Origin of the sequence: Alteromonas sp. NFXS44 (genome assembly GCF_040148705.1) — a bacterium.
Taxonomy (GTDB): Bacteria; Pseudomonadota; Gammaproteobacteria; order Enterobacterales; family Alteromonadaceae; genus Alteromonas.
The window spans coordinates 279,683-301,334 of sequence record NZ_JAGDEA010000005.1; the positions used below are offsets into that span (position 1 = coordinate 279,683).

Genomic DNA, 21,652 nt, shown 5'->3' on the forward strand with positions numbered 1-21,652 from the left:
AACATCATTACTATGGCTTTTAAAGTCCTTGTTGTGGACGATTCGACGTTTTATCGTCGTCGTGTACGCGAAATTCTGGATGAGGACAGAGAACTCGAGGTTGTTGGCGAAGCCAAAAACGGTGAAGAAGCACTGGATATGCTGATTAAGTTGTCACCCGACGTAGTGACAATGGATGTGGAAATGCCGGTGATGGATGGCATTTCCGCTGTAAAAGCGATCATGCAGAAACGCCCTGTACCCATTCTCATGTTTTCGTCTCTGACACACGCCGGCGCCCAGGCAACTCTGGATGCGCTGGAGGCCGGTGCGCTGGATTTTCTGCCAAAGAAATTTGAGGAAATTTCTAAAGAGCGTAAAGAAGCTGTTGGCTTACTACGGACCAAGGTGCGTTTACTGGCGAGACGGGGAGTTGGCATACGCCGCCCTGTTATCTCCAGACAAGAGCCTGTGGCAAAGCCCGCTCCTCCAATGCCTGCCAATGCCCCCAAGTCGACGTTTTTTAAAAGCTCGTCTATTCTCACCGGACGCACTGAGACCGCATCCCAGCCTACTGTTTCTAAAGTTAAGGCATCAGGAAAACGGTATAAATGTCTTGCCATCGGGGCTTCTACAGGTGGTCCGGTGGCACTGCAGAAAGTGCTGTCAGGGCTGCCGGCTAACTTTCCTTATCCGATTTTATTGGTTCAGCATATGCCCGGCACGTTTACAAATGCGTTTGCCCAGCGGCTGAACAATAACTGCGAGATTTCGGTAAAAGAAGCTGAACACGGGGATATACTTAAACCCGGTTGTGCCTATCTTGCGCCCGGGGGCAAGCAAATGGTGGTGGAGTCTATGTCACTGCCAAATATTGTTATCCGTGATGCCCATGAACATGAGAAAGATACCTACAAACCCAGTGTGGATATTACACTTAACAGTCTGGTGGATATTTACGGCGGCGATGTACTGAGTATTATTCTGACGGGCATGGGATCTGATGGACGTGAAGGCTGTGAAGCACTTCACCGTAAAGGCGCCAAAGTGTGGGCGCAGGATCAGGACACCTGTGTGGTATACGGTATGCCACAGGCGGTAGCGAAAGCGAACATCGCAGAAAAGAGCATAGCCATTGATAACATCGCTTCGTGCATACTCACGGAAATGATGCAGAAATAGCTCAGTCAGCAGGAGTTGAAGGTTGAAAATATGGACGATTGCTAACCAGAAAGGCGGGGTAGGGAAGACCACTACCACCGTGACGCTGGGCGGCATTCTGGCGCAACAGGGAAAGCGCGTTCTGCTTATTGATACCGACCCTCATGCATCGCTGAGTTATTATTTTGGTATGGATGCCGAGGAGCTAAATGCTTCTGTTTACGATATTTTTATTAATCATGAACAGATTACTGCCGATAGAGTGCTTGACTGTTTATGTCCGACAAAATTAGACAGTCTGTATATTTTGCCTGCCTCAATGGCACTTGCCACGCTGGACAGGCAAATGGGTATGCAAAACGGTATGGGGCTTATTCTCAAGAAAGCACTGGATACTGTACGCAACGAATTTGACTACGTATTGCTGGATTGTCCGCCGGTTCTGGGCGTGTTGATGGTTAATGCGCTGGCTGCATGCCATAAAGTCATTGTGCCCGTGCAGACCGAATTTCTGGCATTAAAGGGCCTTGACCGGATGATCCATACACTTGAGATTATGGGTCGTTCTTTAAGAAAAGAATTTGATACATTGATAGTGCCGACTATGTTTGACCGCCGGACTAATGCGGCCATCCAGGCACTACAAAAACTGAACGAAGATTACGGTGATAAGGTTTGGCACGGGATGATTCCTGTGGATACCCGCTTCCGTGATGCCAGCCAGGCGCAGTCGCCTGCGTCTGTTGTCTATCCGAAAGCACGGGGCGTTTACGCCTACACCAAATTGTTAGATGAACTGGAGCAGTGAGTCACCTATGAGTAAAAGTACGCCCTTCGCCCGCGAAGATGTGATGCAGGCGTATCTCGACAGCTTGTTACAAAGTCCGGAAGATCCGGCTGAAGTAACGGCTAACACTGCCCGTTTGCTGGAACAGGCCACGGCGGACATTATCGCCAAAGAACCTGTGGTTGCTCCTGTGGCTGAGCCGGTCATAGCGCCGCCAGTCACTGATGATGTTACGGAGACGGCCGTTGAACAACTGAGCGGGGCAGTACCTCCGCCGGTCAAAACCACGCCTGTGAAAGACATGCTGGAAAATCGTTTTCAGGCATTGTTTTTTGAAGTGGCGGGGTTAACGCTGGCTGTACCGCTTATCACTTTAGGTGGCATTCACCGGATTGAAAAAGTGGGTGGGCTGATAGGAAAACCCAAATGGTTCAAGGGCGTAATGCTTCATCGTGATCAAAAAATAAACGTTGTCGATACTGCAATGTGGGTTATGCCAGAAAAATACGACCAAAATCTCGCAGAAACGCTAAACTATCAGTATCTTATTATGTTAGGGGACAGTTTGTGGGGCTTAGCCAGCGACAAACTGGTCAACACCGTTACACTGACCAGGGACGAGGTAAAATGGCGCGAGTCAGGAGGCAAGCGTCCATGGTTAGCGGGCATGGTAAAAGAAAAAATGTGTGCGTTAATAGACGTATATCAGTTAATCGCAATGCTAAATAGCGGCTTAGGCAGTAACGACCAGACGCCATAGCCCGGGGAGCCAGGTTCATGAATGACAAGAGCACAACGAATAACGCGCCGGATAACGATCAGGTGCTTCAGTGGGTTACCTATCGTTTAGGTGACGAAACTTACGGTATTAACGTAATGCAGGTTCAGGAAGTATTACGCTATACCGAAATTGCACCTGTTCCCGGTGCGCCGGATTATGTGTTAGGCATTATCAATCTGCGTGGTAATGTTGTGACGGTTATTGATACCCGCGCCCGCTTTGGCCTTATGCCAACCGATATTACCGACAACACACGGATTGTAATTATTGAATCCGATGAGCAGGTTGTCGGCATCCTGGTAGACAGCGTTGCCGAAGTGGTTTACCTGAAATCATCTGAAATTGACAGTGCGCCTAACGTGGGTACTGAAGAGAGCGCCAAGTTCATTCAGGGCGTGAGCAACCGCGATGGTGAATTGCTGATTCTTGTAGATCTTAATAAGCTTCTCAGTGATGACGAGTGGGATGAACTGAGCAGTCTGTAATGTCATGCAGCGCCTGCTAATCCGGCGGGCGCTTGTCAATGCCTGTATCTTCGCTGCGCTGTTCAGCGCGCGCTATTATCAAAGGGAGAAAACACATCAATATGGACGTGCCGGCACTATCTTTACTCGCTGTTGCTACAGGGTTACTCGCCGTCATTGCTGTTATATGGATGTATTTTTTCTTCAACCGTCAGTTTAAACAACTCGACGATACTGTCCGCTATCAAAAAGAACACATCGATACCCTGCAACTGGAAATTAATGACCTGGAAAACCAGAACGGTGAAATGCAAACCCGTTCGATGGTACAGGGCAAACACATGCGGGAGCTGGCAGATCAATGCACACAACTCGAAAACCAGCTACGTGAAGTAAAAAGTCAGGACCCGTCCATGCGCTTATATACCCGCGCCGCTGAGCTGGTCAAAGCCGGCGCTGACGTCGAAGAGGTGATGCAAGCCTGCGACCTGCCCCGTGCAGAAGCCGAGCTGCTTATCAGCATGCATCGTCAGCGCAGCTAACGGTAAGTTTTCTCTTCTACCAGAGTTAGACTAATGTTTTGAGCCGTTTAGACGTCCAGCCGTAAAGATGTTGACATCTATCGGGATTCAGCCACAATAACGTTATTATCCGTTAATTGTTGGAGCTGCCATGCCTATTTGTATTCCCGAACAACTTCCCGCGCAGGATGTGTTGTCAGGTGAGAATATCTTCACTATGGACAGCACCCGCGCAGCGACACAGGATATTCGCCCCATGGAAGTGGGGATCCTGAATCTCATGCCCAATAAAATTGAAACGGAAGTGCAAATATTACGTTTGCTGTCTAACACACCTCTGCAGGTGAACGTGAACCTGATCCGCGTAGACAAATTAGCGCCAAAGCACACGCCTCAATCTCACATGGACGCCTTCTATCACGACTTTTCTGAAATTGCTGATAAGAAATACGACGGTTTAATCGTAACAGGTGCACCGCTGGCTCACTTGCCTTATGAGGAAGTGAAATACTGGGATCAGATGACAGAGATTTTGGAGTGGGCACAACGTAATGTGCAATCCACACTCTATCTGTGCTGGGCTGCACATGCGGCGATGTATCATTTCTACGGCGTGCAGAGAAAACTCAGGGAAACCAAACTTTCTGGTGTGTTTGAGCATAAAGTGCTCGACCCTTATAACGAGTTGCTGAGAGGTTTCGATCCGGTTTTTTATGCGCCTCATTCCCGTTTCGGGTATATTGACTCCGGTGAATATAACAGTGTTGAAGGTTTGAAGGTCATTACGGAATCTGATGAGGCGGGTGCATACACCATCGCATCTGAAGATAAGCGTATGGTGTTTGTTACCGGGCATCCTGAATACGACCCGGAAACTCTGCATGACGAGTATTTCCGTGATTTACAGGCGGATGCCCATCCGGCAGTGCCGGCTAACTACTTTACAGACGATGACCCCGCAAAAGCGCCTTTAGTTCGCTGGCGCTCCCATGGTAGTCTGCTGTTCAATAACTGGCTGAACTACTATGTTTATCAGACAACACCTTATGATTTGAGTCAGCTGGCTGAGAAACCCCGGCCAAAGAGGTAATAAGTGACATCAGGTACAAAACAACAACTTCTGGATGCAGCGGCAAATCGCGTTTTGATTCTGGACGGTGCCATGGGTACTATGATTCAGGAGCACAAACTGGAAGAAGCCGATTATCGTGGTGAGGCATTTGCTAACTGGCATTGCGATGTAAAAGGCAATAACGATTTGCTGGCGATTACACAGCCGGACATTATTTATAATATCCATTGTGCTTATCTTGAAGCCGGTGCAGATATCATTGAAACCAATACGTTCAATGCTACCACCATCGCCATGGCTGACTACGACATGGAAGCGCAGTCGAAAGACATTAACCTTGCTGCTGCTAAGCTGGCCCGTAAAGCCTGTGATGAATTTACTGCAAAAACACCGGATAAGCCCCGGTATGTGGCAGGGGTCCTCGGCCCCACAAACCGCACAGCGTCAATTTCACCGGATGTTAACGACCCCGGCAAGCGGAATGTAAGCTTTGACGAGCTGGTAGAAGCCTACATCGAGTCCACAGAAGCGCTGTTAGATGGCGGTTCAGATATCATCTTGATAGAAACTATCTTTGATACCCTGAATGCCAAAGCGGCAGTATTCGCGGTAGAAACCGTATTTGAGAAACGTGGTGAGCGCGCACCGGTGATGGTATCAGGTACTATTACCGATGCATCGGGAAGAACCTTGTCAGGACAAACTGCTGAAGCGTTTTACTATTCCATGCGTCATGTATCGCCGGTTTCCATGGGCCTCAACTGTGCATTGGGTCCGGATTTACTGCGTCAGTACGTCGAAGAAATCAGTAATATTTCTGAATGCCTGGTCTCGGCTCACCCCAATGCCGGTTTACCCAATGAGTTTGGTGAATATGATTTGGGCGCAGAAGAAATGGCAGCACACATTAAAGAATGGGCAGAGTCGGGCCTGGTGAATGTGGTAGGTGGTTGTTGCGGCAGTACACCTGAACATATCCGTGCCATGGCCGAAGCGGTAAAAGACGTGAAACCACGTACCGTACCGGTTTTTGAACCTAAAATGCGCCTTTCCGGGCTAGAACCTTTTGTTCACTAAGGTGTTATTGTGACAGCAGAGTTTTCAACCTTTATTAATGTCGGTGAACGGACAAACGTTACCGGATCGGCCGCATTCAAACGCTTAATTTTAAATGCTGAGTACGAGAATGCCCTCGATGTAGCCCGCCAGCAGGTGGAAAACGGTGCGCAGGTGATAGACATCAACATGGACGAAGCCATGTTAGATTCTGTTGAGGCCATGCGTACGTTTTTGAACCTCATTGCTTCAGAACCTGATATTTGCCGTGTTCCGATCATGATTGACTCATCAAAGTGGGAAGTCATTGAAACCGGACTCAAGTGTGTTCAGGGAAAGGCGATTGTGAACTCAATCAGCCTGAAAGAGGGGAAAGAGCAGTTTGTTCATCAGGCTAAACTGATCAAGCGCTACGGTGCCGCAACGGTGGTCATGGCGTTTGATGAAACCGGCCAGGCCGATACCAAAGCGCGTAAAATTGAGATTTGTCAGCGCAGCTACAAAGTGCTTACCGAAGAGGTCGGATTCCCGCCGGAAGATATCATTTTCGACCCGAATATTTTTGCTGTCGCGACAGGCATTGAAGAACATAACAATTATGCGGTGGACTTTATCGAAGCCACCCGCGTTATCCGTCAGACCTGTCCTTACGCCCATATCAGCGGTGGACTATCAAATATTTCATTCTCGTTCCGGGGCAATAACCCGGTACGTGAAGCCATGCACTCGGTGTTTTTGTATCACGCTATCCGCGCGGGTATGGATATGGGCATTGTGAATGCCGGTCAGCTGGAAGTGTATGATCAGATCCCTGAAGAACTCCGTGAGGCAGTGGAAGATGTGATCCTGAACCGTCGTGAAGACGGCACTGAGCGTTTGCTGGACATCGCACCCAAATACCAGGGGGATGGCAAAGCCGCGGCGGCAGAAGATCTCACGTGGCGTGAGCAGCCGGTGAACAAGCGGCTCGAACATGCGCTGGTTAAAGGCATCACCGATTACATCATTGAAGATACTGAAGAAGCCAGACTGGCGGCTGAACGTCCGCTGCACGTAATTGAAGGGCCGTTAATGGACGGCATGAACGTGGTGGGCGACCTGTTCGGTGAAGGTAAAATGTTTCTGCCTCAGGTGGTGAAGTCTGCCCGGGTGATGAAAAAAGCGGTTGCTCACCTGCAACCGTTTATCGAAGCAGAAAAGGACGGCAAGTCATCGAGCAACGGTAAAATTCTGATGGCTACCGTTAAGGGCGACGTGCACGATATCGGCAAGAACATCGTTGGCGTGGTACTGCAATGTAACAATTTCGAAGTAGTAGATTTGGGCGTCATGGTGCCCTGCGCTACGATTTTGCAGGTGGCCAAAGACGAAAACGTGGATATGATCGGGTTATCAGGTCTTATAACCCCGTCGCTGGACGAAATGGTACACGTGGCCAAAGAAATGGAGCGCCTGGGATTAGATTTACCACTGCTTATAGGCGGTGCGACGACATCCAAAGCCCATACTGCGGTGAAAATTGAGCAAAACTACAGCCATCCGGTAGCTTATGTACCTAATGCAAGCCGTGCCGTGGGTGTGTGCCAGAAGCTGATTAACCCTGAGTCCCGCAAAGTCTTTGAAAAAGAACTGTCAGACGAATACGAAAAAGTACGGGCCCAGCATGCCCGGAAACAACCCCGCAGTAAGCCGGTTACGCTGGCAGAAGCACGGGCTAATGCGTATGAGCCGGACTTCTCTGTTCTGCCTGTAAAGCCCAGAACGCCGGGCGTAACACCTGTGTCCGTCGATTTGGCGACACTAAGAGATTATATCGACTGGACACCTTTCTTTTTAACCTGGTCACTGGCCGGTAAATTCCCCCGCATTCTTGATGATGAAGTGGTGGGTGAGCAGGCAAAAGAGCTGTATGCCGATGCCAATAAAATGCTGGATAAAGTCATTGCTGATGGCAGCCTGCAGGCAAAAGGGGTAATCGGTTTATTCCCTGCTAACCGGGTTGGCGATGATATTGAAATTTATCAGAATGATAACCGCGATGCCGTGCTGGGCGTTTCCCGTCATTTGCGTCAGCAAACATTTAAAGACAAGTTTGCCAACTATTGTCTGGCAGACTTCGTTGCTGAGAAGCAAAGTGGAATTGCTGACTACATCGGTGCGTTCGCTGTTACCGGCGGGATCGGTGAAGACGAACTCGCTGAGTCCTACAATAAAGCCGGAGACGATTACAACGCTATCATGGTGAAAGCTGTGGCTGACCGTTTGGCAGAAGCGTTTGCCGAATATCTGCACGAGCAGGTGAGAAAAGACTACTGGGGCTTTGCGCCTGATGAGCACTTCGACAACGATGCGCTCATCCGCGAGAAGTACCTGGGGATTCGTCCTGCGCCAGGTTATGCAGCCTGTCCTGAACACACTGAGAAGCAGTTGATTTGGGATTTGCTCGATGCGGAAGCGCATACCACCATGAAGCTGACTGAAAGTTACGCTATGTGGCCGGGAGCAGCAGTATCAGGCTGGTATTTCTCGCACCCTGAATCCAAATATTTCGCAGTGGCAAAAATTCAGCGTGATCAGCTTGAAGATTACGCACAGCGCAAAGGCTGGAGCACAGAAGAAGCCGAAAAATGGTTAGCGCCGAATCTGGATGATTAACCTGCCTGACAGCCGGAGTCACTTATGACTGATGAACTGCCTTTCTCACAGGCATGCGAAAATAACAAAGGGCCCATTTCTGCCATTTTGGAAGTGGCCCTGAGTCAATGTAAGCGTGTGCTTGAGGTGGGCAGTGGCACTGGACAGCATGCGGTGCACTTTGCACCCTTGTTACCTCACCTGATATGGCAGACCAGTGAACAGCCGCAGTATCACGAAGGGGTACTGAAATGGATAGCTGCGTATCCGTCTAAAAATTTGCTACCTCCGCTTAACCTCACCGTGGGCAAAGACAGGTTGCCTTTTTCTGAATATGACGGTGTTTATTCAGCGAATACTGCTCATATTATGCAGAAAGCCGAAATTAAAATGATGATGCAGAGCCTGTCTGAATCACTGCCGCAAGGTGCAGTATTTTGCCAGTATGGCCCATTTACCGACAACGGTGCATTCAGCAGCGAGAGTAACAGAGAGTTTCATCAGCATCTGATAGCCAGTGGCTATGGCGGTTACCGGGATATACAGGAATTGCAGGCATGGGCGCCGGCACTCACGCTGGAGAAAATTCATGAAATGCCGGCGAATAATTTGTTATTGCAGTGGGTAAAAAACTGAACGCCGGGTCTGTTCAAAAATCATTGAAAAACGGTGCCCCGGCACCGTTTTTTTTATGTCGTCAAATCAATTCTTTTTTCTACAATAACAGGCACACCGTTTCGCACTGCAGAAATGCGCACTCTTACCCGTTTATCGTCGCCGCTGCCACTGCGATACTGAATTTGCTTGTCTTCTTTCAGGCGGGTGAGATAAAGACTGTCTCTTCCCATTATCCTTACGCCTTTGCCGGCAATAATGTCAGCTTTTACATTATGATAATCAGGATGGACTTCATAGCTCAGTAACAGGTTGGCGCGGTTAAAGGCATCATTAGATACTGACAGCGAAACCTGGATAGGGGCCTGTGCCGGCGGACTGAAATGCTGCAACATGACCGGATGCAACGCAGGCTTCAACGGCGGAAACTGAGGAATGTTATTTTCCGTCGGCTCATGGAACTGACAGCTTATCGCATCGGCCGCCATTAAGCTGAGAATGGCTGTCAGACAGTAAATTTTTTTGTTCATAGTGAGGGCTCTGATTAAGTTATAAAGGCGCATGTGCGCCGGTCCTGAGCCTGAAAATGCAAAGCATGAACCCGTTGTCAGTGGCAAACTGCTTTGGTTCTGCAAAAGAATTAATTTATTATATTTCTACTGTATAACCTTAAACCAGCAAAGCCGGAGGGTAAAGTGCTACCGGTTAAGCTTTATCGATGAATGATTAACATCCGACGTATTTTCAGCCGTTTCAGAGCGCAACCCGCAGCGGTGGTGGTGGCAGGAACTGACTATCCGTCATACCAGCTGGCGACCAGAATTCAGCAAAATCCTGCGTTTCATCTGGCTTATTTTATGAATGAAGAGCCCTGGCATCACCGCACCTTTATTTTGGGTGTTGAGCTGCGTTACGCCACTGAGCTGCTTTCTCTGGTGAAAAAACACGATATAAAAGCCGTGTTTTGTGCCTGCGAAGATGATTATCACAGCTGGCTTTCAGATATGGGAACGGCGCTGACCCAACATCATTGTCAGGTATTGCTGTGCCGCCCGGGTGAAACGCCGCAACTGCCAGCCGTTTAAAGCGTATCTGTCAGTTTCTTTTTAATTGGCATGCTGCCCCTGCTCAGGGCGTACCTAACGCTCTGGCGAGTCCGATAAAGGCTCTGATAAACGGTGCATCAGCATCACTCTTTCTGAACCCCATGTGCAGTGACTTGGCGATACCGTTTTTTCCCGGCCTGACAGTTGTCAGATTTAAGTTGCCGTCCTGCTCTTCAATCAGCCATTTAGGCAGTGCACCGATGCCCCGGCCGGCACTGATCATTTGCAACATGATTTCAGTGGTTTCAATGGTTTTGTGCTTTTTCACTGTACAGCCCGCAGGCGTCAGAAAGTGGGAAAAGATGTCCAGTCTGGAAGGCTCTACCGGATAGGTCAGTAAGGTTTCTTCTGCCAGCGCTTCTGGCGGTACCCATTCACTGGCTGCCAGTCTGTGGTCGCGGCTCATTACCAGCACCTGCTCATAGCCGAATACCGGCTCGTATTGCAAAGAAGGCAGGTGAAGAGGGTCAGGTGTTAAAAGCAGATCAATATCATAGCCGTGTAGTGCCTGCAGGCCTCCGAACGTAAACTTTTGACGTACGTCTACATCTACCCCCGGATAATCCGCCAGAAACGGTTTGACGACCTTCAGGAGCCATTGATAGCAGGGATGGCATTCCATACCGATGCGCAGCACGCCTTGTTTACCCGAGGCGATCTGACGCAGCTGTTCTTCTGTGTGCTCAAACTGGGGTAACAGCCGGTGGGCAAGATTAAGTACTGCATTGCCCGCATCCGTCAGTCGCAGTCGTCTGCCATCTTTTTCCCATAGTGGTGCACCGCTGTGCTGTTCCAGCTTTTTCATACTATGACTCAGTGCAGACTGGGTGAGATGCAGATGTCCGGCGGCTTCTGTGAGCGTGCCATAGTCATAAATGGCAGCAATAATTTTGAGGTGTTGACGGTCTAACATAGCGCGAATGACTAAATTTCACTGATTTTGCTAAATGTATCACTTAAATTCATAGATTGTGCAAGGCAGCGGTGAAGCTGCCACAATATCCGGCTAATGGTTTACCTTGCTTATGACGGGGAAATATCAGTGACAGACACCGCTGTGGCCAGCCGGTCGCTGATCACACTTCGCATCAGACTCGCCAGTTCTCTGAAAGTAGCGCGGGCAGGGGAAGTGTTCCGCCATGCCAGCATGTGCTGACGTACTACCGGCATATCAGCGAGTTCGCATACATGAAGGGCTTCAGGGTTATGCAACTCAGAATGAACATAGAGTCCGGGCATAAAAGCCATTCCCATGCCCATAACAACCATCTGCCGCAAGGTATCCAGACTCGTCCCCTCATAGTCGCGGTCGACATTTGCGCCCAGTTGAGTACAAATTTCCTGCACCTGATAGTGAAAGTGATGCCGGTCTTCCAGTGCCATAATTTTCTGGCCCCGAATTTCTTCCGGTTCAATAAATTGCCTGCCGGACATCGGATGGTCTGCCGGCAAAACAAATTTCAGAGGTTCTATAAACAGCGGCTGAACCTGAATTTGCGAGTCGCGGTTCGACATGGGAGACAAAGTGATATCGAATTCGCCGGTCAGCAGGCCTTGCAGTAACTGTTTAGGGGCTGCTTCGCGGACATAGAATTTCAGGCCGGGGCGAAGGCGGTGAATGTCCGGCAGAATATGAGGCAGCAGGTAAGGGCCCAGCGTCGGCGGGATCCCCAGCCGGTAGGTTGTAGATTCGCCCTGGGCAAGTGACCGTGCCATCTCACCGAACTGCATCGTCGACTGAAGCACGGCTTCTGCGTATTCAAGCAACGACTTCCCCTGTGCTGATAACAGCGTGCCTGATCGGGAACGTTCGAATAAAATCAGACCCAATGTGTTTTCCAGCGCACTGATCTGGCTGGTTAACGTGGGTTGACTGATCCCTAAAATATTTGCCGCCCTGCGAAAATTGAGGTGTTTTGCGACGGTGACGAAGTACCTGATCTGGTTCAACGATGGGGTTTTGCCGTTGAATAACATGGTGTAGTCCTGCTAACTCGATTAAAATCCGCTGTCCCTGATAGCTTTTGGCTATCTCCATCTACTCTATAATTCTATAAAGCTATCAGTCAATCTTAATAGTATCTGAATGTAGCAGTATTTTATTCAATTTAATTTAGGAGTATTAAATGGACCACGTAATCTCTGGCGTAGCTAAGTTCCAGCGTGATGTTTATCCTGAGAAAAAGGAAACTTTCCAAAAATTAGCTAACGGTCAGAATCCGGAAGTGTTGTTCATCACTTGTGCCGATTCCCGTATCGATCCTAACCTGGTTACCCAGACGGACCCGGGTGAACTGTTTATCTGCCGTAATGCCGGCAACATTGTACCTCCACACAGTAACCAAACCGGCGGCATGACTGCCTCTATCGAATTTGCTGTTGCTGCTCTGGGCGTAACGCACATTGTTGTATGCGGTCACACCGACTGTGGCGCAATGAAAGGTGCACTGGCACCAGAGAAACTGGACAGCCTGCCACATGTAAAAGAATGGCTGGGTCACTGCCGTTGTGCCACTGAAGTTGTGAAAGAGAAGCACGGCGAACTGACTGCCGATCAGCTTGGCGAAGTAACCAAAGAAAACGTGTTACAGCAGTTACAACACCTACGAACTCACCCTGCTGTTGCTGCGAAGCTGGCTACGAAAGCCGTTCAGCTTCACGGTTGGGTTTACGACATTGAAACCGGCATGATCCATTGTTATGACCCGAAAACGGAAACGTTCAAGGAAATGGAACAGGCCTATGCTGAGCGCACTATGGTAGCAGGCGCATAAGGATAGCCTATGAAACTTGATTTATCGTTCAAAGAAATTAAAAGCGACTTACCTGCCAGTATTGTCGTTTTCTTTGTAGCTCTGCCGTTGTGCCTGGGTATCGCCCTGGCATCCGGCGCACCGTTATTTTCCGGCGTAATCGCCGGAATCATCGGTGGTATTATCGTCGGTCTGGCCAGTGGTTCACGCCTTGGTGTGAGTGGTCCGGCGGCGGGTCTTGCTGTTATCGTTTTTGATGCCATCGGTACCCTGGGAAGCTGGGAGTTATTCCTTTGTGCTGTGGTTCTGGCGGGTGTGTTCCAGCTAATTCTGGGCTTCATGCGTGCCGGATTTGTCGCGTACTTTTTCCCGACGTCAGTTATCACAGGTATGCTTGCCGGTATCGGTTTGCTTATCGTGCTTAAACAGTTGCCATACCTGTTCGGCTGGCACTCTGATTTTCTTGGCGAAGAAGCCTTTAATCAGGTTAACGGTGAGAATACGTTCTCTGCCATTGAGCACGCGGTTTCTATGATGTCTCCGGCTGCTATTGCCATTTCGGCAGTGTCTCTAGCGCTGCTGGTGATTTGGGATAAGTACCTTACAAAAGCACATAAAATCTTCCAGTTGATTCAGGGACCGATTGTCGTTGTGTTACTGGGTATCGTAGCTTCAATCATGCTGGCTCAGGCTGGTATGCCTCTGCAGGCTGATCAACTGGTAAGTTTACCGGTTATCGACAGCTTCGAGGCGTTCAAGGCAGAAATGGCGTTTCCGGCATTTTCAGAGATGCTGAACATTGATGTATTCACCATCGCGCTTGTTATGGCGGCGGTTGCCAGCATCGAAACTCTGCTTTGTGTTGAAGCGACTGACAAACTGGACCCGCAGAAAAATACCACGCCCACAAACCGCGAACTGAAAGCGCAGGGTATTGGTAACATCGTGTCTGGTCTGGTTGGTGGTCTGCCAATTACTCAGGTAATTGTACGCAGTTCTGCGAACATTGCGTTTGGTGGTAAAACGAAAGTTTCAGCCATTCTGCACGGTGTGTTTCTGTTGATTGCTGTGTTTGCCGCTGCGTCTATGCTGAATCAGATCCCGCTGGCTTCTCTGGCAGCCATTCTGATTACTGTGGGTTACAAGCTGGCTAAGCCTGCCATGTTCAAAGTCATGTACAAAACGGGTTGGGAGCAATTCCTGCCGTTTATCATTACCATTGGCGTAATGTTGTTCACAGACTTGCTGACCGGTGTTGTTGTTGGTCTGGGTGTGAGTGTTTTCTTTACGCTTAAACACAGCTACCGCAACTCGTACCAGTTCACTGAAACGGTGAACGAGGACGAAGGTGGCAGCAAAACGCATCATATTGTTATGGCCGAAGAAGTGTCTTTCTTCAACAAACCAAGCATTCTGAAAAAGCTTAACTCTATTCCCGGCAATTCAAAAGTTGTACTGGATTTCTCCAAGAGTAAATCTGTAGCCTTTGATGTGAAAGAGCTTGTGAAAGACTACCTTAATCAGGCTGACAGTAAAAATATCAAAGTTGAAACGATTCAGTTTCAACAATAGGCAACTTACCTTCCCCAACCTGCCGGTACTTCCGTACCGGCCTTCTAAAAAGGGGCGGCAATTTGGCCCCTTTGCTTTACCTCCGCTAACTGCGTTATCGTTCATCTGACTGCATTATTGATACTTATCTCATACTGATAGTTTTTATCTATCGCGAGATACGGTGTTTTTCTATGAAGCTATCAGTTAAAACTTTCTTTAGAAAATAATGATAACAATATGTTAATATGAGGTAATTATCATGGATCATGTCATTTCCGGCGTTGCCAAGTTTCAAAAAGAAGTCTTTCCGAAAAACAAAGAAGTTTTTCAGAAACTGGCAAACGGCCAAAATCCTGAAGTCCTGTTCATCACCTGCGCTGATTCGAGAATCGACCCCAACCTCGTGACTCAAACCGGCCCGGGTGACCTCTTTATCTGCCGTAACGCGGGCAACATTGTGCCGCCGCATTCAAATCATACCGGTGGTATGACAGCGTCGATTGAGTTTGCCGTGGCGGCTCTGGGTGTAAGCCATATCATCATTTGCGGACATTCAGACTGCGGTGCAATGAAAGGCGCACTGGCACCTGAAAAGTTAGACGCCCTGCCGCATGTAAAAGACTGGTTGAGTCACTGTCGTTGTGCCACTGAAGTGGTGAAAGAAAAGCACGGAGAGCTGACAGCCGATCATCTTGATGAAGTCACTAAAGAAAACGTGTTACAGCAAATACAGCACATCAGAACCCATCCTGCCGTTGCAGCAAAAATTGCCACTAAGCAGGTGCAATTGCATGGCTGGGTGTACGACATAGAGTCAGGCAATGTACGTTGCTATGACGAAAAAGCAGAAGAATTCAGACTGTTACAAGAGGTTTACGGCGGTAAGCCTTTCGGTCAAAAAGACAGCAAGGGGGAATAACCCATGAAAGGCTTATTTAATAATGTACGTGGTGATCTTACCGGCGGGTTAACCGCCGGCATTGTTGCTCTACCTCTCGCGCTGGCGTTAGGTGTCGCCTCGGGCGTAGGCCCTATGGCGGGTTTATACGGCGCGATTGCCGTTGGTTTCTTTGCAGCTTTGCTGGGTGGTACGCCTTCGCAAATTTCCGGTCCGACAGGTCCGATGGTTGTGGTTCTGGCTGGTCTGTTTGCATCTCTGTCGGGAGACTTAGGCCTCATATTTACCGCTGTTATGCTTGCCGGTTTATTGCAAATCATAATGGGCTTCACCGGGGTTGGTCAGTATATCCGGCTTGTGCCTTACCCGGTTATTTCCGGTTTTATGTCAGGCATTGGTGCGATCATCATCATCCTGCAACTGGGACGGTTAATGGGCCATGAGCCTCCGGGCGGTACAATGGGCGCATTAATCTATTTGCCTACCGCTCTCGCTGATATCGATTTTGTGACCCTGGGATTGGGTTTAGGCACGCTCATTATTGCCTATAAATGGCCTGCCAAACTTGGCAAAATTGTACCCGGTGCGCTGGCTGCCCTTATCATCGGCACACTGGTGAGTTTATCTCTGGAAACCCCGGTGTTAGGTGATATTCCTACAGGATTGCCTGAGTTGCACATGCCGGTATTCGACCAGTCTAAGGCGCTACTGGTGTTCGAAGCTGCTTTCATTCTGGCCATTCTGGGTGCTATCGACTCATTATTGACTTCGCTGGTTGCTGATAACATGACCCGTACCCGTCACGACAGTAATAAAGAACTGATCGGGCAGGGTGTGGGTAATACGGTTGCCGGTTTGATTGGTGGTATTGCCGGTGCCGGTGCAACCATGCGTACTGTGGTGAATATCCGCAGCGGTGGTAAAGACCGTTTATCAGGCATGGTACACGCGCTTGTGCTACTGGGTATTGTTCTGGGTCTGGGTCCTCTTGCGGCTAAGATCCCTCATGCAGTTCTGGCTGGTATTCTGGTGAAGGTAGGTCTTGATATTATCGACTGGAGTTATCTGAAGCGTGCCCATACCGGACCTCGCTGGGACTTCGCGCTGATGCTGCTGGTACTGGGCCTGACTGTATTTGTCGATTTGATTACGGCAGTAGGTGTGGGTGTTGTTCTGGCTGCGCTGGCCTATGTTAAGCAGGTTGCACAACTGCAGTTAGATGAAGTGAAGAAAATCCCTGACACACTTCAGGATCCGGAAGAAGATGCGCTGCTCAAGCTGACGAAAGGCAAGGTGCAGATTTTCAGTTTCGGCGGTCCTCTGAGCTTTGGTGCTGCCGCAGACTTAGGGCACCATGTCCGCGAAAAAGTCAGTCGTGGTTCAAGTGCTCTGATCCTCGATTTCAGTCGTGTACCTGCCATGGATGTTTCCGCTGCCATGGCCGTTGAGACCATTACTTCTGATGCTAAGGCCGCTGGCCGTCAGGTACTGATGTGCGGTGCTGTTGAAGCAGTTAACACGGTACTGAATAACATCAATGCGCATCAAAGCGGTGTGACAGTATGTGCAACACGTAAAGAGGCACTGGCGAAAGCTGTTGAAATGGTGAATCAGCTGGGAAAGGCTGAGGGTAGCGGTTCAGCTACCCAGCATCTAGTCAGCGTGTAACTGAATTAATTAACGTTCAGTAATACTGAAAAAGGCTTCCCCGGGGGGAAGCCTTTTTTAGTTTGAGTCGTAGTCAGACCGAGCCGGATATTTATCCGGCACGGCTGCAATTACATGGTGTATCTGGCGCCCAGGAAAATCTGAGTACCTGTATGGTTGTATTCACGGATAAGGTTTTGTGAACCGTCACCGGTGGTAAACAAACGCTCATATTCATCAGTGAGGTTAATGCCTTCGATGGTAAACGTGAGGTTCTCGTTGTAATTGTAATAAGCAGACAAATCAACGTATGTCGGGCCGGTAGTGGCTTCTTCCGCGTTACCGTTACTGCCGCTGTAATCCGTAATGTAGTCATCACGTTTGTTCAGCGACAGGCGGATACCGTAATCTTCCCGCTCATAGTAGAGGGTTGCATTATAGGTATTTTTTGACAGACCGGTAATTTCACCTGCTGACACACGGGTATAGTTCATCACCGTGCCTAAACCGTCAAACGGAGCCGGCAGAAAACGGAAAGGCTGCTGATAAATAATCTCAAAACCATTTACCGTAGTGCCTTCACCGTTCACTGGTGAGGTATGTGTATACGGCACAGTACGCGGGTCGAGGGCCAGTGCAGGATCGTACTGCGGATCAGAATCAATAAACGGCAGATATACCGCATCAACCAGGCGCTCTTCCGTTGCTGAGGTAATAAACGTTTCTATATCTTTATAGAAATAGTTGGCTGCCAGTAAAGACTCTTCCGCAAAGTACCATTCAAGTCCCAAATCGACGTTGTTAGACGTGAATGGATCCAGATAAGGGTTACCGGAACTGACAGTACCGTTTACGTAAGAAAATGAAGGATTACCCGGGTTCAGTGAACTGAGGCTCGGACGGGTCATAGTGCGTGATAAACCCAGACGGGCAATGACATCTTCAGTCACCGACAAAGACAGGTTCATCGACGGCAGGAAATTGTCATAGTCGTTTTCAACCGTGACTTCGTCCAGCTGAATGAAGCCCGAGGCCGTGGACGTGGTTTTCACATAACGCATACCGAAGTTAGTGCGTAAGTTCATGTCAGCGATATCGTACTCAGAATTAAACTCAAGATAACCACCCAGCGTTTCTTCGCCGACTTCCCAGCTTTGTTCTGTGCGGGGAGTCCAGGTTTTATTCAGTAGCTGAGACTCGATGGCACCAAAGTCAGCCACAATAAAGCGATTCAGTTCTCCGTCAAATCCGTTACCAAAATCGTCGTAAGGGATGAGTTCTGCAAATCCGACCGCCGAGTCCTGATCAGGGAAACCGTTAATTTGCTCTTCACTGTAGGAGACGGTCCGGTCGTTCCAGGCCATACCCATTTTGATTTCTACACTGTCATTGGTATAGATAAAGTCGACTTTCGCGGTGTCGTTCTTGCGTTCAACGTCAGTGGCCCGTAACCGGCCATCAGATAAGTCGTACAGGCTGGCGTCGGTGATATCGTAACCGTAATCCATCACCGGAACATTGGCATTGCCACTGAAATCAAAACTGAACGTATGGGGTGTCAGGTTCGTCATGTTATAGCGGTACTGTTCAGAACGGGCGTCTGATTTAGCGGTACCGGCCATAGCATTCATTTTCAGTTCATCAGATAAATAGAATTCACCACTCAGCACATACTGGCTGAAGTCGGTTTCTGATAACTGCTGACGACTCTCTACCCGGGATGTCATATTGTCAAAGGTACCGGCAACAACCTGCTTACCGCTTTCATCCACTGTCAGTGACACCGGTGTGATATCGCTGAATGTGCTGCGGAACATTTCAAAGTTGTTGTACATGGTACGCTGGTTCTCCAGCGTGGAATGCAGGGTATCGAAAGTGATTGTACCTGCGTCTCCGACTGCAAATTGCAATGAACCGGTTATGCCCAGACGGTCCTGATTGTTACCGAAGAAATCATAGCGGGGCAGGCGGGGTGTCCATAAACAGTTTACCGGGTCGACAGCTTCGCCGTCAGCTTCACAGGGACCGGTATTGATTGTGCCGTTGATGGTTGTGTTCCCGGTGTCGGTATAAATACCACCACCGTCCCTTACCGGCGTGGTCCAACGGACGGTGCCGAAACCTTCCTGGCGGACGGTACGCTGTGATTTGGCAACGGAAAACAGTGCGCCGATGGTGTCGTCAGCAAAGGTGTTGCTGATCATAAAGACCATACGCGGATCGACTTCTTCCGTAACATCGTTATAGCCGGCCTGACCTGACGCAGCGACGTGAAAGCCCGGATTAGAGAAAGGTTTCGCGGAATACAGGTCGACAGTACCTGCAATACCGCCTTCTTCCGTAGATGCTGACGAGGTTTTTTGAATGTCTACCCGGTTAAATAACTCTGAAGCAAAGACGTTGAAGTCAAAAGCACGTCCACCATTTACACCACCACCGGAATCGGTTCCGTCGGTACTGGACGGGACTTCCATTCCATTTAACGTGGTACGGGTGAAGTCGGGACCTAAGCCGCGCAGCGTAATCTGGCGACCTTCACCCCCTTCGCGGGAAATTGCCACACCCGGTACCCGTTGCAATGACTCTGCAATATTCAGGTCCGGAAATTTACCAATGTCTTCACTGAGTATGGTTTCTTTTGAAGTCACGGCACTGCGTTTTTCAAACAGTGCGCGGTTCAGCGCGCCACGAAAGCCGCTGACTTCAATGATTTCATAATCTTCTGCTGTGGTATCTTCAGTTTGTACTTCCTGTGCAAATGCCAGGGAAGAAGTAGAACAGCTCAGCGCAACAATCATCGCGCTGAATACAGGGTTTTTACGGAAACGGTTTTTATTCATGGTGTTCCTCTGCTCAGTTCGTCCTGCATTGTTGTAGGGTGCTTAACAGCGGCACGAAATCAACAATGGGTGTCGTAGGGTATGACAGCCATGTTCACACATATCTATAAACGAAAATGCATGTGTGAACTGGACAGTGTTAGGTTTGCTACCGGTGGCAAATCAGGCGTTACGTTACAGACTTGTTAATGATATTGTCAATAAAAATGTGATCGTGATTACAAAATAGTTAATTAGTCTTTTACCGCTTTCGCATCCTTCAACGCAGAGAATTTACCGTTCCAGAACTGGTTGCCAATCTGCACATTCTCAAAGTGAATATTTTCTGCGTTTTCCAGGATCAGCGGGATGTCAGCCTTTTTGATACGGATATTCCGGAAGGTCACATCGTGAACAGGGGCTTCATCCGGAGCATGGATTTCAAGCACAGTACCCACATTCTCTATGGTCATATCTTCAATAATGATGTCAGTGTAAGTTGCCGGAAAATTACCGTGCAGATTGCTCGGGTAATTGAGCTGGAACCAGAAAAGATGTTTAAACGAGGCGACTTTACTCCCGCGGATCCGTATCATTTCAACACGTCCACCACGATCTAAGTTGCTTTTAAAACGGTAAGCCGAATCTCCTTCGTGGAGGGTATTATTCTCGAAGAATACCCGTTTGATACCACCGGACATTTCCGACCCCAGACCAATGCCGTCTTCGCCACCAAGATCATTATTTCTTACGACGATATCAGTACTGGGTATACCTATGTTACGGCCATCCGCATCGCGGCCGGACTTGATTACAATGCCGTCATCACCGGTGCGGAAATGATTGTTTTCCGCCAGTACAAACTGGCTGGATTCAATGTCCAGACCGTCATTATTGTAAAGGTGGCTGTCTACTTTAACCCTGCGAACCGTTGCGTGAGAGGTGTATACCAGATGGTTAACCCAGAAGGGGGAGTTTTTGGCCGTGTAGTCTTCCAGCAGAACACGTTTGGCATGGAAAAACTGAATAAGCGGGGGGCGAAGAAAATGCCCTTCACCGAATTGCCTTTGTTGCACAGGCACACTGTCAAAACCCATTCTTCTCAGCGCATGCATGTCAGTATTTTGCTTTTCGTACCAGTTGATAAAAGCAGAGTTTGCATTGCCATCTATTGTGCCTTCACCTGTGATAGCCACATCTTCCACATTGGCTGCGTAAATCATTGGTGAGTAAGTAAATACTTCCGTTCCTTCCCAGCGTGTTTTCACAACCGGGAGAAATTCAGAGGGCGTAGCTGAAAAGAGAAGTGTGGCGTTTTTCCCGAGATGCAGATTGATTTTACTTTTCAGGTGCAAAGGCCCGTCAACATGCCAGATACCCTCCGGAATATGAACTATTCCACCACCGGCAGCCGCAGCTTTGTCGATAGTTTGCTGAATGGTTTGTCTGGCGGCCTTTCTGATTGAAGGTGAGTCTTCCACAATAAACTGTTTATCCGGAATGTCCGGCAAGCGAATTTGCTGCAAAATTCCGGTCGCAATTTGCCAGTCTTGCTCAGTAGAGGCGCGGGTTGATAGCGGGATCAGAAAACACAGGATCAGGGTAAGGCGGAATATCATGAAAGCTCCGGTATTCCCGAAAGAGTCGTGTTACGACTGCGGGAAGTTAATTGGTTTACAATATTTACAATCAGTTAATAATGCTACCGGTGGCATTTGGTGTCAAAGTATTTAATAAATATTGGTTTCTCAGGTGTGAGGAAGGAGTAAGGAAAATAGTTTGTTGGAGGGCATTAGGAGATTATT

Annotated in this window: 19 protein-coding genes; 14 read left to right on the plus strand and 5 right to left on the minus strand. The window is 48.9% G+C overall.

The genetic code is table 11. From position 1 onward, the window contains the following. Nucleotides 1-12: 12 nt before the first annotated feature. The 9 genes from J3369_RS06485 (at nucleotide 13) to J3369_RS06525 (ending at nucleotide 9,091) form a co-directional block, all read left to right on the plus strand. Nucleotides 13-1,161, plus strand: a complete 1,149-nt coding sequence (locus J3369_RS06485) for a protein-glutamate methylesterase/protein-glutamine glutaminase (RefSeq protein ID WP_349585120.1) — start codon at nucleotides 13-15, stop codon at nucleotides 1,159-1,161. A 22-nt stretch (nucleotides 1,162-1,183) separates the two neighbouring features. Continuing rightward, on the plus strand, nucleotides 1,184-1,948 hold the full coding sequence (locus J3369_RS06490) for a ParA family protein (protein ID WP_119500586.1): 765 nt from the start codon (nucleotides 1,184-1,186) through the stop codon (nucleotides 1,946-1,948). Nucleotides 1,949-1,955: 7 nt separating this feature from the next. Then, nucleotides 1,956-2,687, plus strand: coding sequence for a chemotaxis protein CheW (locus tag J3369_RS06495; protein WP_349585124.1), 732 nt, complete (start codon nucleotides 1,956-1,958; stop codon nucleotides 2,685-2,687). 17 nt (nucleotides 2,688-2,704) lie between these two features. Then, on the plus strand, nucleotides 2,705-3,193 hold the full coding sequence (locus J3369_RS06500) for a chemotaxis protein CheW (protein ID WP_119500587.1): 489 nt from the start codon (nucleotides 2,705-2,707) through the stop codon (nucleotides 3,191-3,193). A gap of 38 nt (nucleotides 3,194-3,231) precedes the next feature. Then, a complete protein-coding gene (locus J3369_RS06505; protein WP_349585127.1) occupies nucleotides 3,232-3,714 on the plus strand; it encodes a DUF2802 domain-containing protein in 483 nt (160 codons plus the stop codon). A gap of 130 nt (nucleotides 3,715-3,844) precedes the next feature. Further along, nucleotides 3,845-4,783 (plus strand): homoserine O-acetyltransferase MetA, encoded by a 939-nt coding sequence (gene metA, locus J3369_RS06510; RefSeq protein WP_119503335.1) that lies wholly within the window; start codon nucleotides 3,845-3,847, stop codon nucleotides 4,781-4,783. Between the two features lie 3 nt (nucleotides 4,784-4,786). Next, on the plus strand, nucleotides 4,787-5,842 hold the full coding sequence (locus tag J3369_RS06515; protein ID WP_349585130.1) for a homocysteine S-methyltransferase family protein: 1,056 nt from the start codon (nucleotides 4,787-4,789) through the stop codon (nucleotides 5,840-5,842). Between the two features lie 9 nt (nucleotides 5,843-5,851). Further along, nucleotides 5,852-8,476 (plus strand): methionine synthase, encoded by a 2,625-nt coding sequence (gene metH / locus J3369_RS06520; RefSeq protein WP_349585133.1) that lies wholly within the window; start codon nucleotides 5,852-5,854, stop codon nucleotides 8,474-8,476. Nucleotides 8,477-8,500: 24 nt separating this feature from the next. Beyond that, the gene (locus J3369_RS06525) at nucleotides 8,501-9,091 is read left to right on the plus strand and encodes a DUF938 domain-containing protein (protein ID WP_349585136.1); all 591 of its coding nucleotides are present in this window, start codon (nucleotides 8,501-8,503) and stop codon (nucleotides 9,089-9,091) included. A 53-nt stretch (nucleotides 9,092-9,144) separates the two neighbouring features. Here the strand turns inward: J3369_RS06525 and J3369_RS06530 are convergent, their stop codons facing one another. Then, nucleotides 9,145-9,600, minus strand: a complete 456-nt coding sequence (locus tag J3369_RS06530; protein ID WP_349585139.1) for a hypothetical protein — start codon at nucleotides 9,598-9,600, stop codon at nucleotides 9,145-9,147. 192 nt (nucleotides 9,601-9,792) lie between these two features. On the opposite strand from J3369_RS06530, the gene J3369_RS06535 reads away from it, so the two are divergent. After that, entirely contained in the window at nucleotides 9,793-10,155 is a 363-nt protein-coding gene (locus tag J3369_RS06535; protein WP_303574354.1) for a hypothetical protein, read from the plus strand. 43 nt (nucleotides 10,156-10,198) lie between these two features. On the opposite strand, the gene J3369_RS06540 is transcribed toward J3369_RS06535, so the two are convergent. Together J3369_RS06540 and J3369_RS06545 are read right to left on the minus strand one after the other, a co-directional pair. Next, complete coding sequence (locus J3369_RS06540) at nucleotides 10,199-11,089, minus strand: LysR family transcriptional regulator (protein WP_349585142.1); 891 nt, start codon at nucleotides 11,087-11,089, stop codon at nucleotides 10,199-10,201. 110 nt (nucleotides 11,090-11,199) lie between these two features. Next, the gene (locus tag J3369_RS06545; RefSeq protein ID WP_119500596.1) at nucleotides 11,200-12,153 is read right to left on the minus strand and encodes a hydrogen peroxide-inducible genes activator; all 954 of its coding nucleotides are present in this window, start codon (nucleotides 12,151-12,153) and stop codon (nucleotides 11,200-11,202) included. A gap of 149 nt (nucleotides 12,154-12,302) precedes the next feature. On the opposite strand from J3369_RS06545, the gene J3369_RS06550 reads away from it, so the two are divergent. The 4 genes from J3369_RS06550 to J3369_RS06565 all read left to right on the plus strand — a co-directional run bounded on the left by J3369_RS06550 (nucleotide 12,303) and on the right by J3369_RS06565 (nucleotide 17,049). Then, nucleotides 12,303-12,950 carry a carbonic anhydrase gene (locus J3369_RS06550; RefSeq protein WP_349585145.1) on the plus strand — a complete coding sequence of 216 codons (648 nt, stop codon included), beginning with the start codon at nucleotides 12,303-12,305 and terminating at the stop codon, nucleotides 12,948-12,950. Nucleotides 12,951-12,959: 9 nt separating this feature from the next. Continuing rightward, nucleotides 12,960-14,501: a SulP family inorganic anion transporter gene (locus J3369_RS06555; protein WP_303574351.1), complete on the plus strand. Its 1,542-nt coding sequence runs from the start codon at nucleotides 12,960-12,962 to the stop codon at nucleotides 14,499-14,501. A gap of 241 nt (nucleotides 14,502-14,742) precedes the next feature. Beyond that, the gene (locus J3369_RS06560) at nucleotides 14,743-15,402 is read left to right on the plus strand and encodes a carbonic anhydrase (RefSeq protein WP_349585149.1); all 660 of its coding nucleotides are present in this window, start codon (nucleotides 14,743-14,745) and stop codon (nucleotides 15,400-15,402) included. Nucleotides 15,403-15,405: 3 nt separating this feature from the next. Further along, complete coding sequence (locus J3369_RS06565) at nucleotides 15,406-17,049, plus strand: SulP family inorganic anion transporter (RefSeq protein WP_349585152.1); 1,644 nt, start codon at nucleotides 15,406-15,408, stop codon at nucleotides 17,047-17,049. 110 nt (nucleotides 17,050-17,159) lie between these two features. Here the strand turns inward: J3369_RS06565 and J3369_RS06570 are convergent, their stop codons facing one another. Beyond that, complete coding sequence (locus tag J3369_RS06570) at nucleotides 17,160-19,868, minus strand: TonB-dependent receptor (protein ID WP_349585155.1); 2,709 nt, start codon at nucleotides 19,866-19,868, stop codon at nucleotides 17,160-17,162. Nucleotides 19,869-20,101: 233 nt separating this feature from the next. Beyond that, nucleotides 20,102-21,466 carry a glycoside hydrolase family 28 protein gene (locus tag J3369_RS06575; RefSeq protein ID WP_349585158.1) on the minus strand — a complete coding sequence of 455 codons (1,365 nt, stop codon included), beginning with the start codon at nucleotides 21,464-21,466 and terminating at the stop codon, nucleotides 20,102-20,104. Between the last annotated feature and the right edge of the window lie 186 nt (nucleotides 21,467-21,652).

Excerpts from the sequence above, each read along its gene's own strand:
- J3369_RS06540 (WP_349585142.1), bottom strand. The coding sequence starts at position 11,089 with ATGTTAGACCGTCAACACCTCAAAATTATTGCTGCCATTTATGACTAT.
- J3369_RS06530 (WP_349585139.1), bottom strand. The coding sequence starts at position 9,600 with ATGAACAAAAAAATTTACTGTCTGACAGCCATTCTCAGCTTAATGGCG.
- J3369_RS06575 (WP_349585158.1), bottom strand. The coding sequence starts at position 21,466 with ATGATATTCCGCCTTACCCTGATCCTGTGTTTTCTGATCCCGCTATCA.
- J3369_RS06500 (WP_119500587.1), top strand. The coding sequence starts at position 2,705 with ATGAATGACAAGAGCACAACGAATAACGCGCCGGATAACGATCAGGTG.
- J3369_RS06560 (WP_349585149.1), top strand. The coding sequence starts at position 14,743 with ATGGATCATGTCATTTCCGGCGTTGCCAAGTTTCAAAAAGAAGTCTTT.
- J3369_RS06555 (WP_303574351.1), top strand. The coding sequence starts at position 12,960 with ATGAAACTTGATTTATCGTTCAAAGAAATTAAAAGCGACTTACCTGCC.
- J3369_RS06495 (WP_349585124.1), top strand. The coding sequence starts at position 1,956 with ATGAGTAAAAGTACGCCCTTCGCCCGCGAAGATGTGATGCAGGCGTAT.
- J3369_RS06525 (WP_349585136.1), top strand. The coding sequence starts at position 8,501 with ATGACTGATGAACTGCCTTTCTCACAGGCATGCGAAAATAACAAAGGG.
- J3369_RS06565 (WP_349585152.1), top strand. The coding sequence starts at position 15,406 with ATGAAAGGCTTATTTAATAATGTACGTGGTGATCTTACCGGCGGGTTA.
- metA (WP_119503335.1), top strand. The coding sequence starts at position 3,845 with ATGCCTATTTGTATTCCCGAACAACTTCCCGCGCAGGATGTGTTGTCA.
- J3369_RS06505 (WP_349585127.1), top strand. The coding sequence starts at position 3,232 with ATGCCTGTATCTTCGCTGCGCTGTTCAGCGCGCGCTATTATCAAAGGG.
- J3369_RS06535 (WP_303574354.1), top strand. The coding sequence starts at position 9,793 with ATGATTAACATCCGACGTATTTTCAGCCGTTTCAGAGCGCAACCCGCA.
- J3369_RS06545 (WP_119500596.1), bottom strand. The coding sequence starts at position 12,153 with ATGTTATTCAACGGCAAAACCCCATCGTTGAACCAGATCAGGTACTTC.
- J3369_RS06550 (WP_349585145.1), top strand. The coding sequence starts at position 12,303 with ATGGACCACGTAATCTCTGGCGTAGCTAAGTTCCAGCGTGATGTTTAT.
- J3369_RS06570 (WP_349585155.1), bottom strand. The coding sequence starts at position 19,868 with ATGAATAAAAACCGTTTCCGTAAAAACCCTGTATTCAGCGCGATGATT.
- J3369_RS06485 (WP_349585120.1), top strand. The coding sequence starts at position 13 with ATGGCTTTTAAAGTCCTTGTTGTGGACGATTCGACGTTTTATCGTCGT.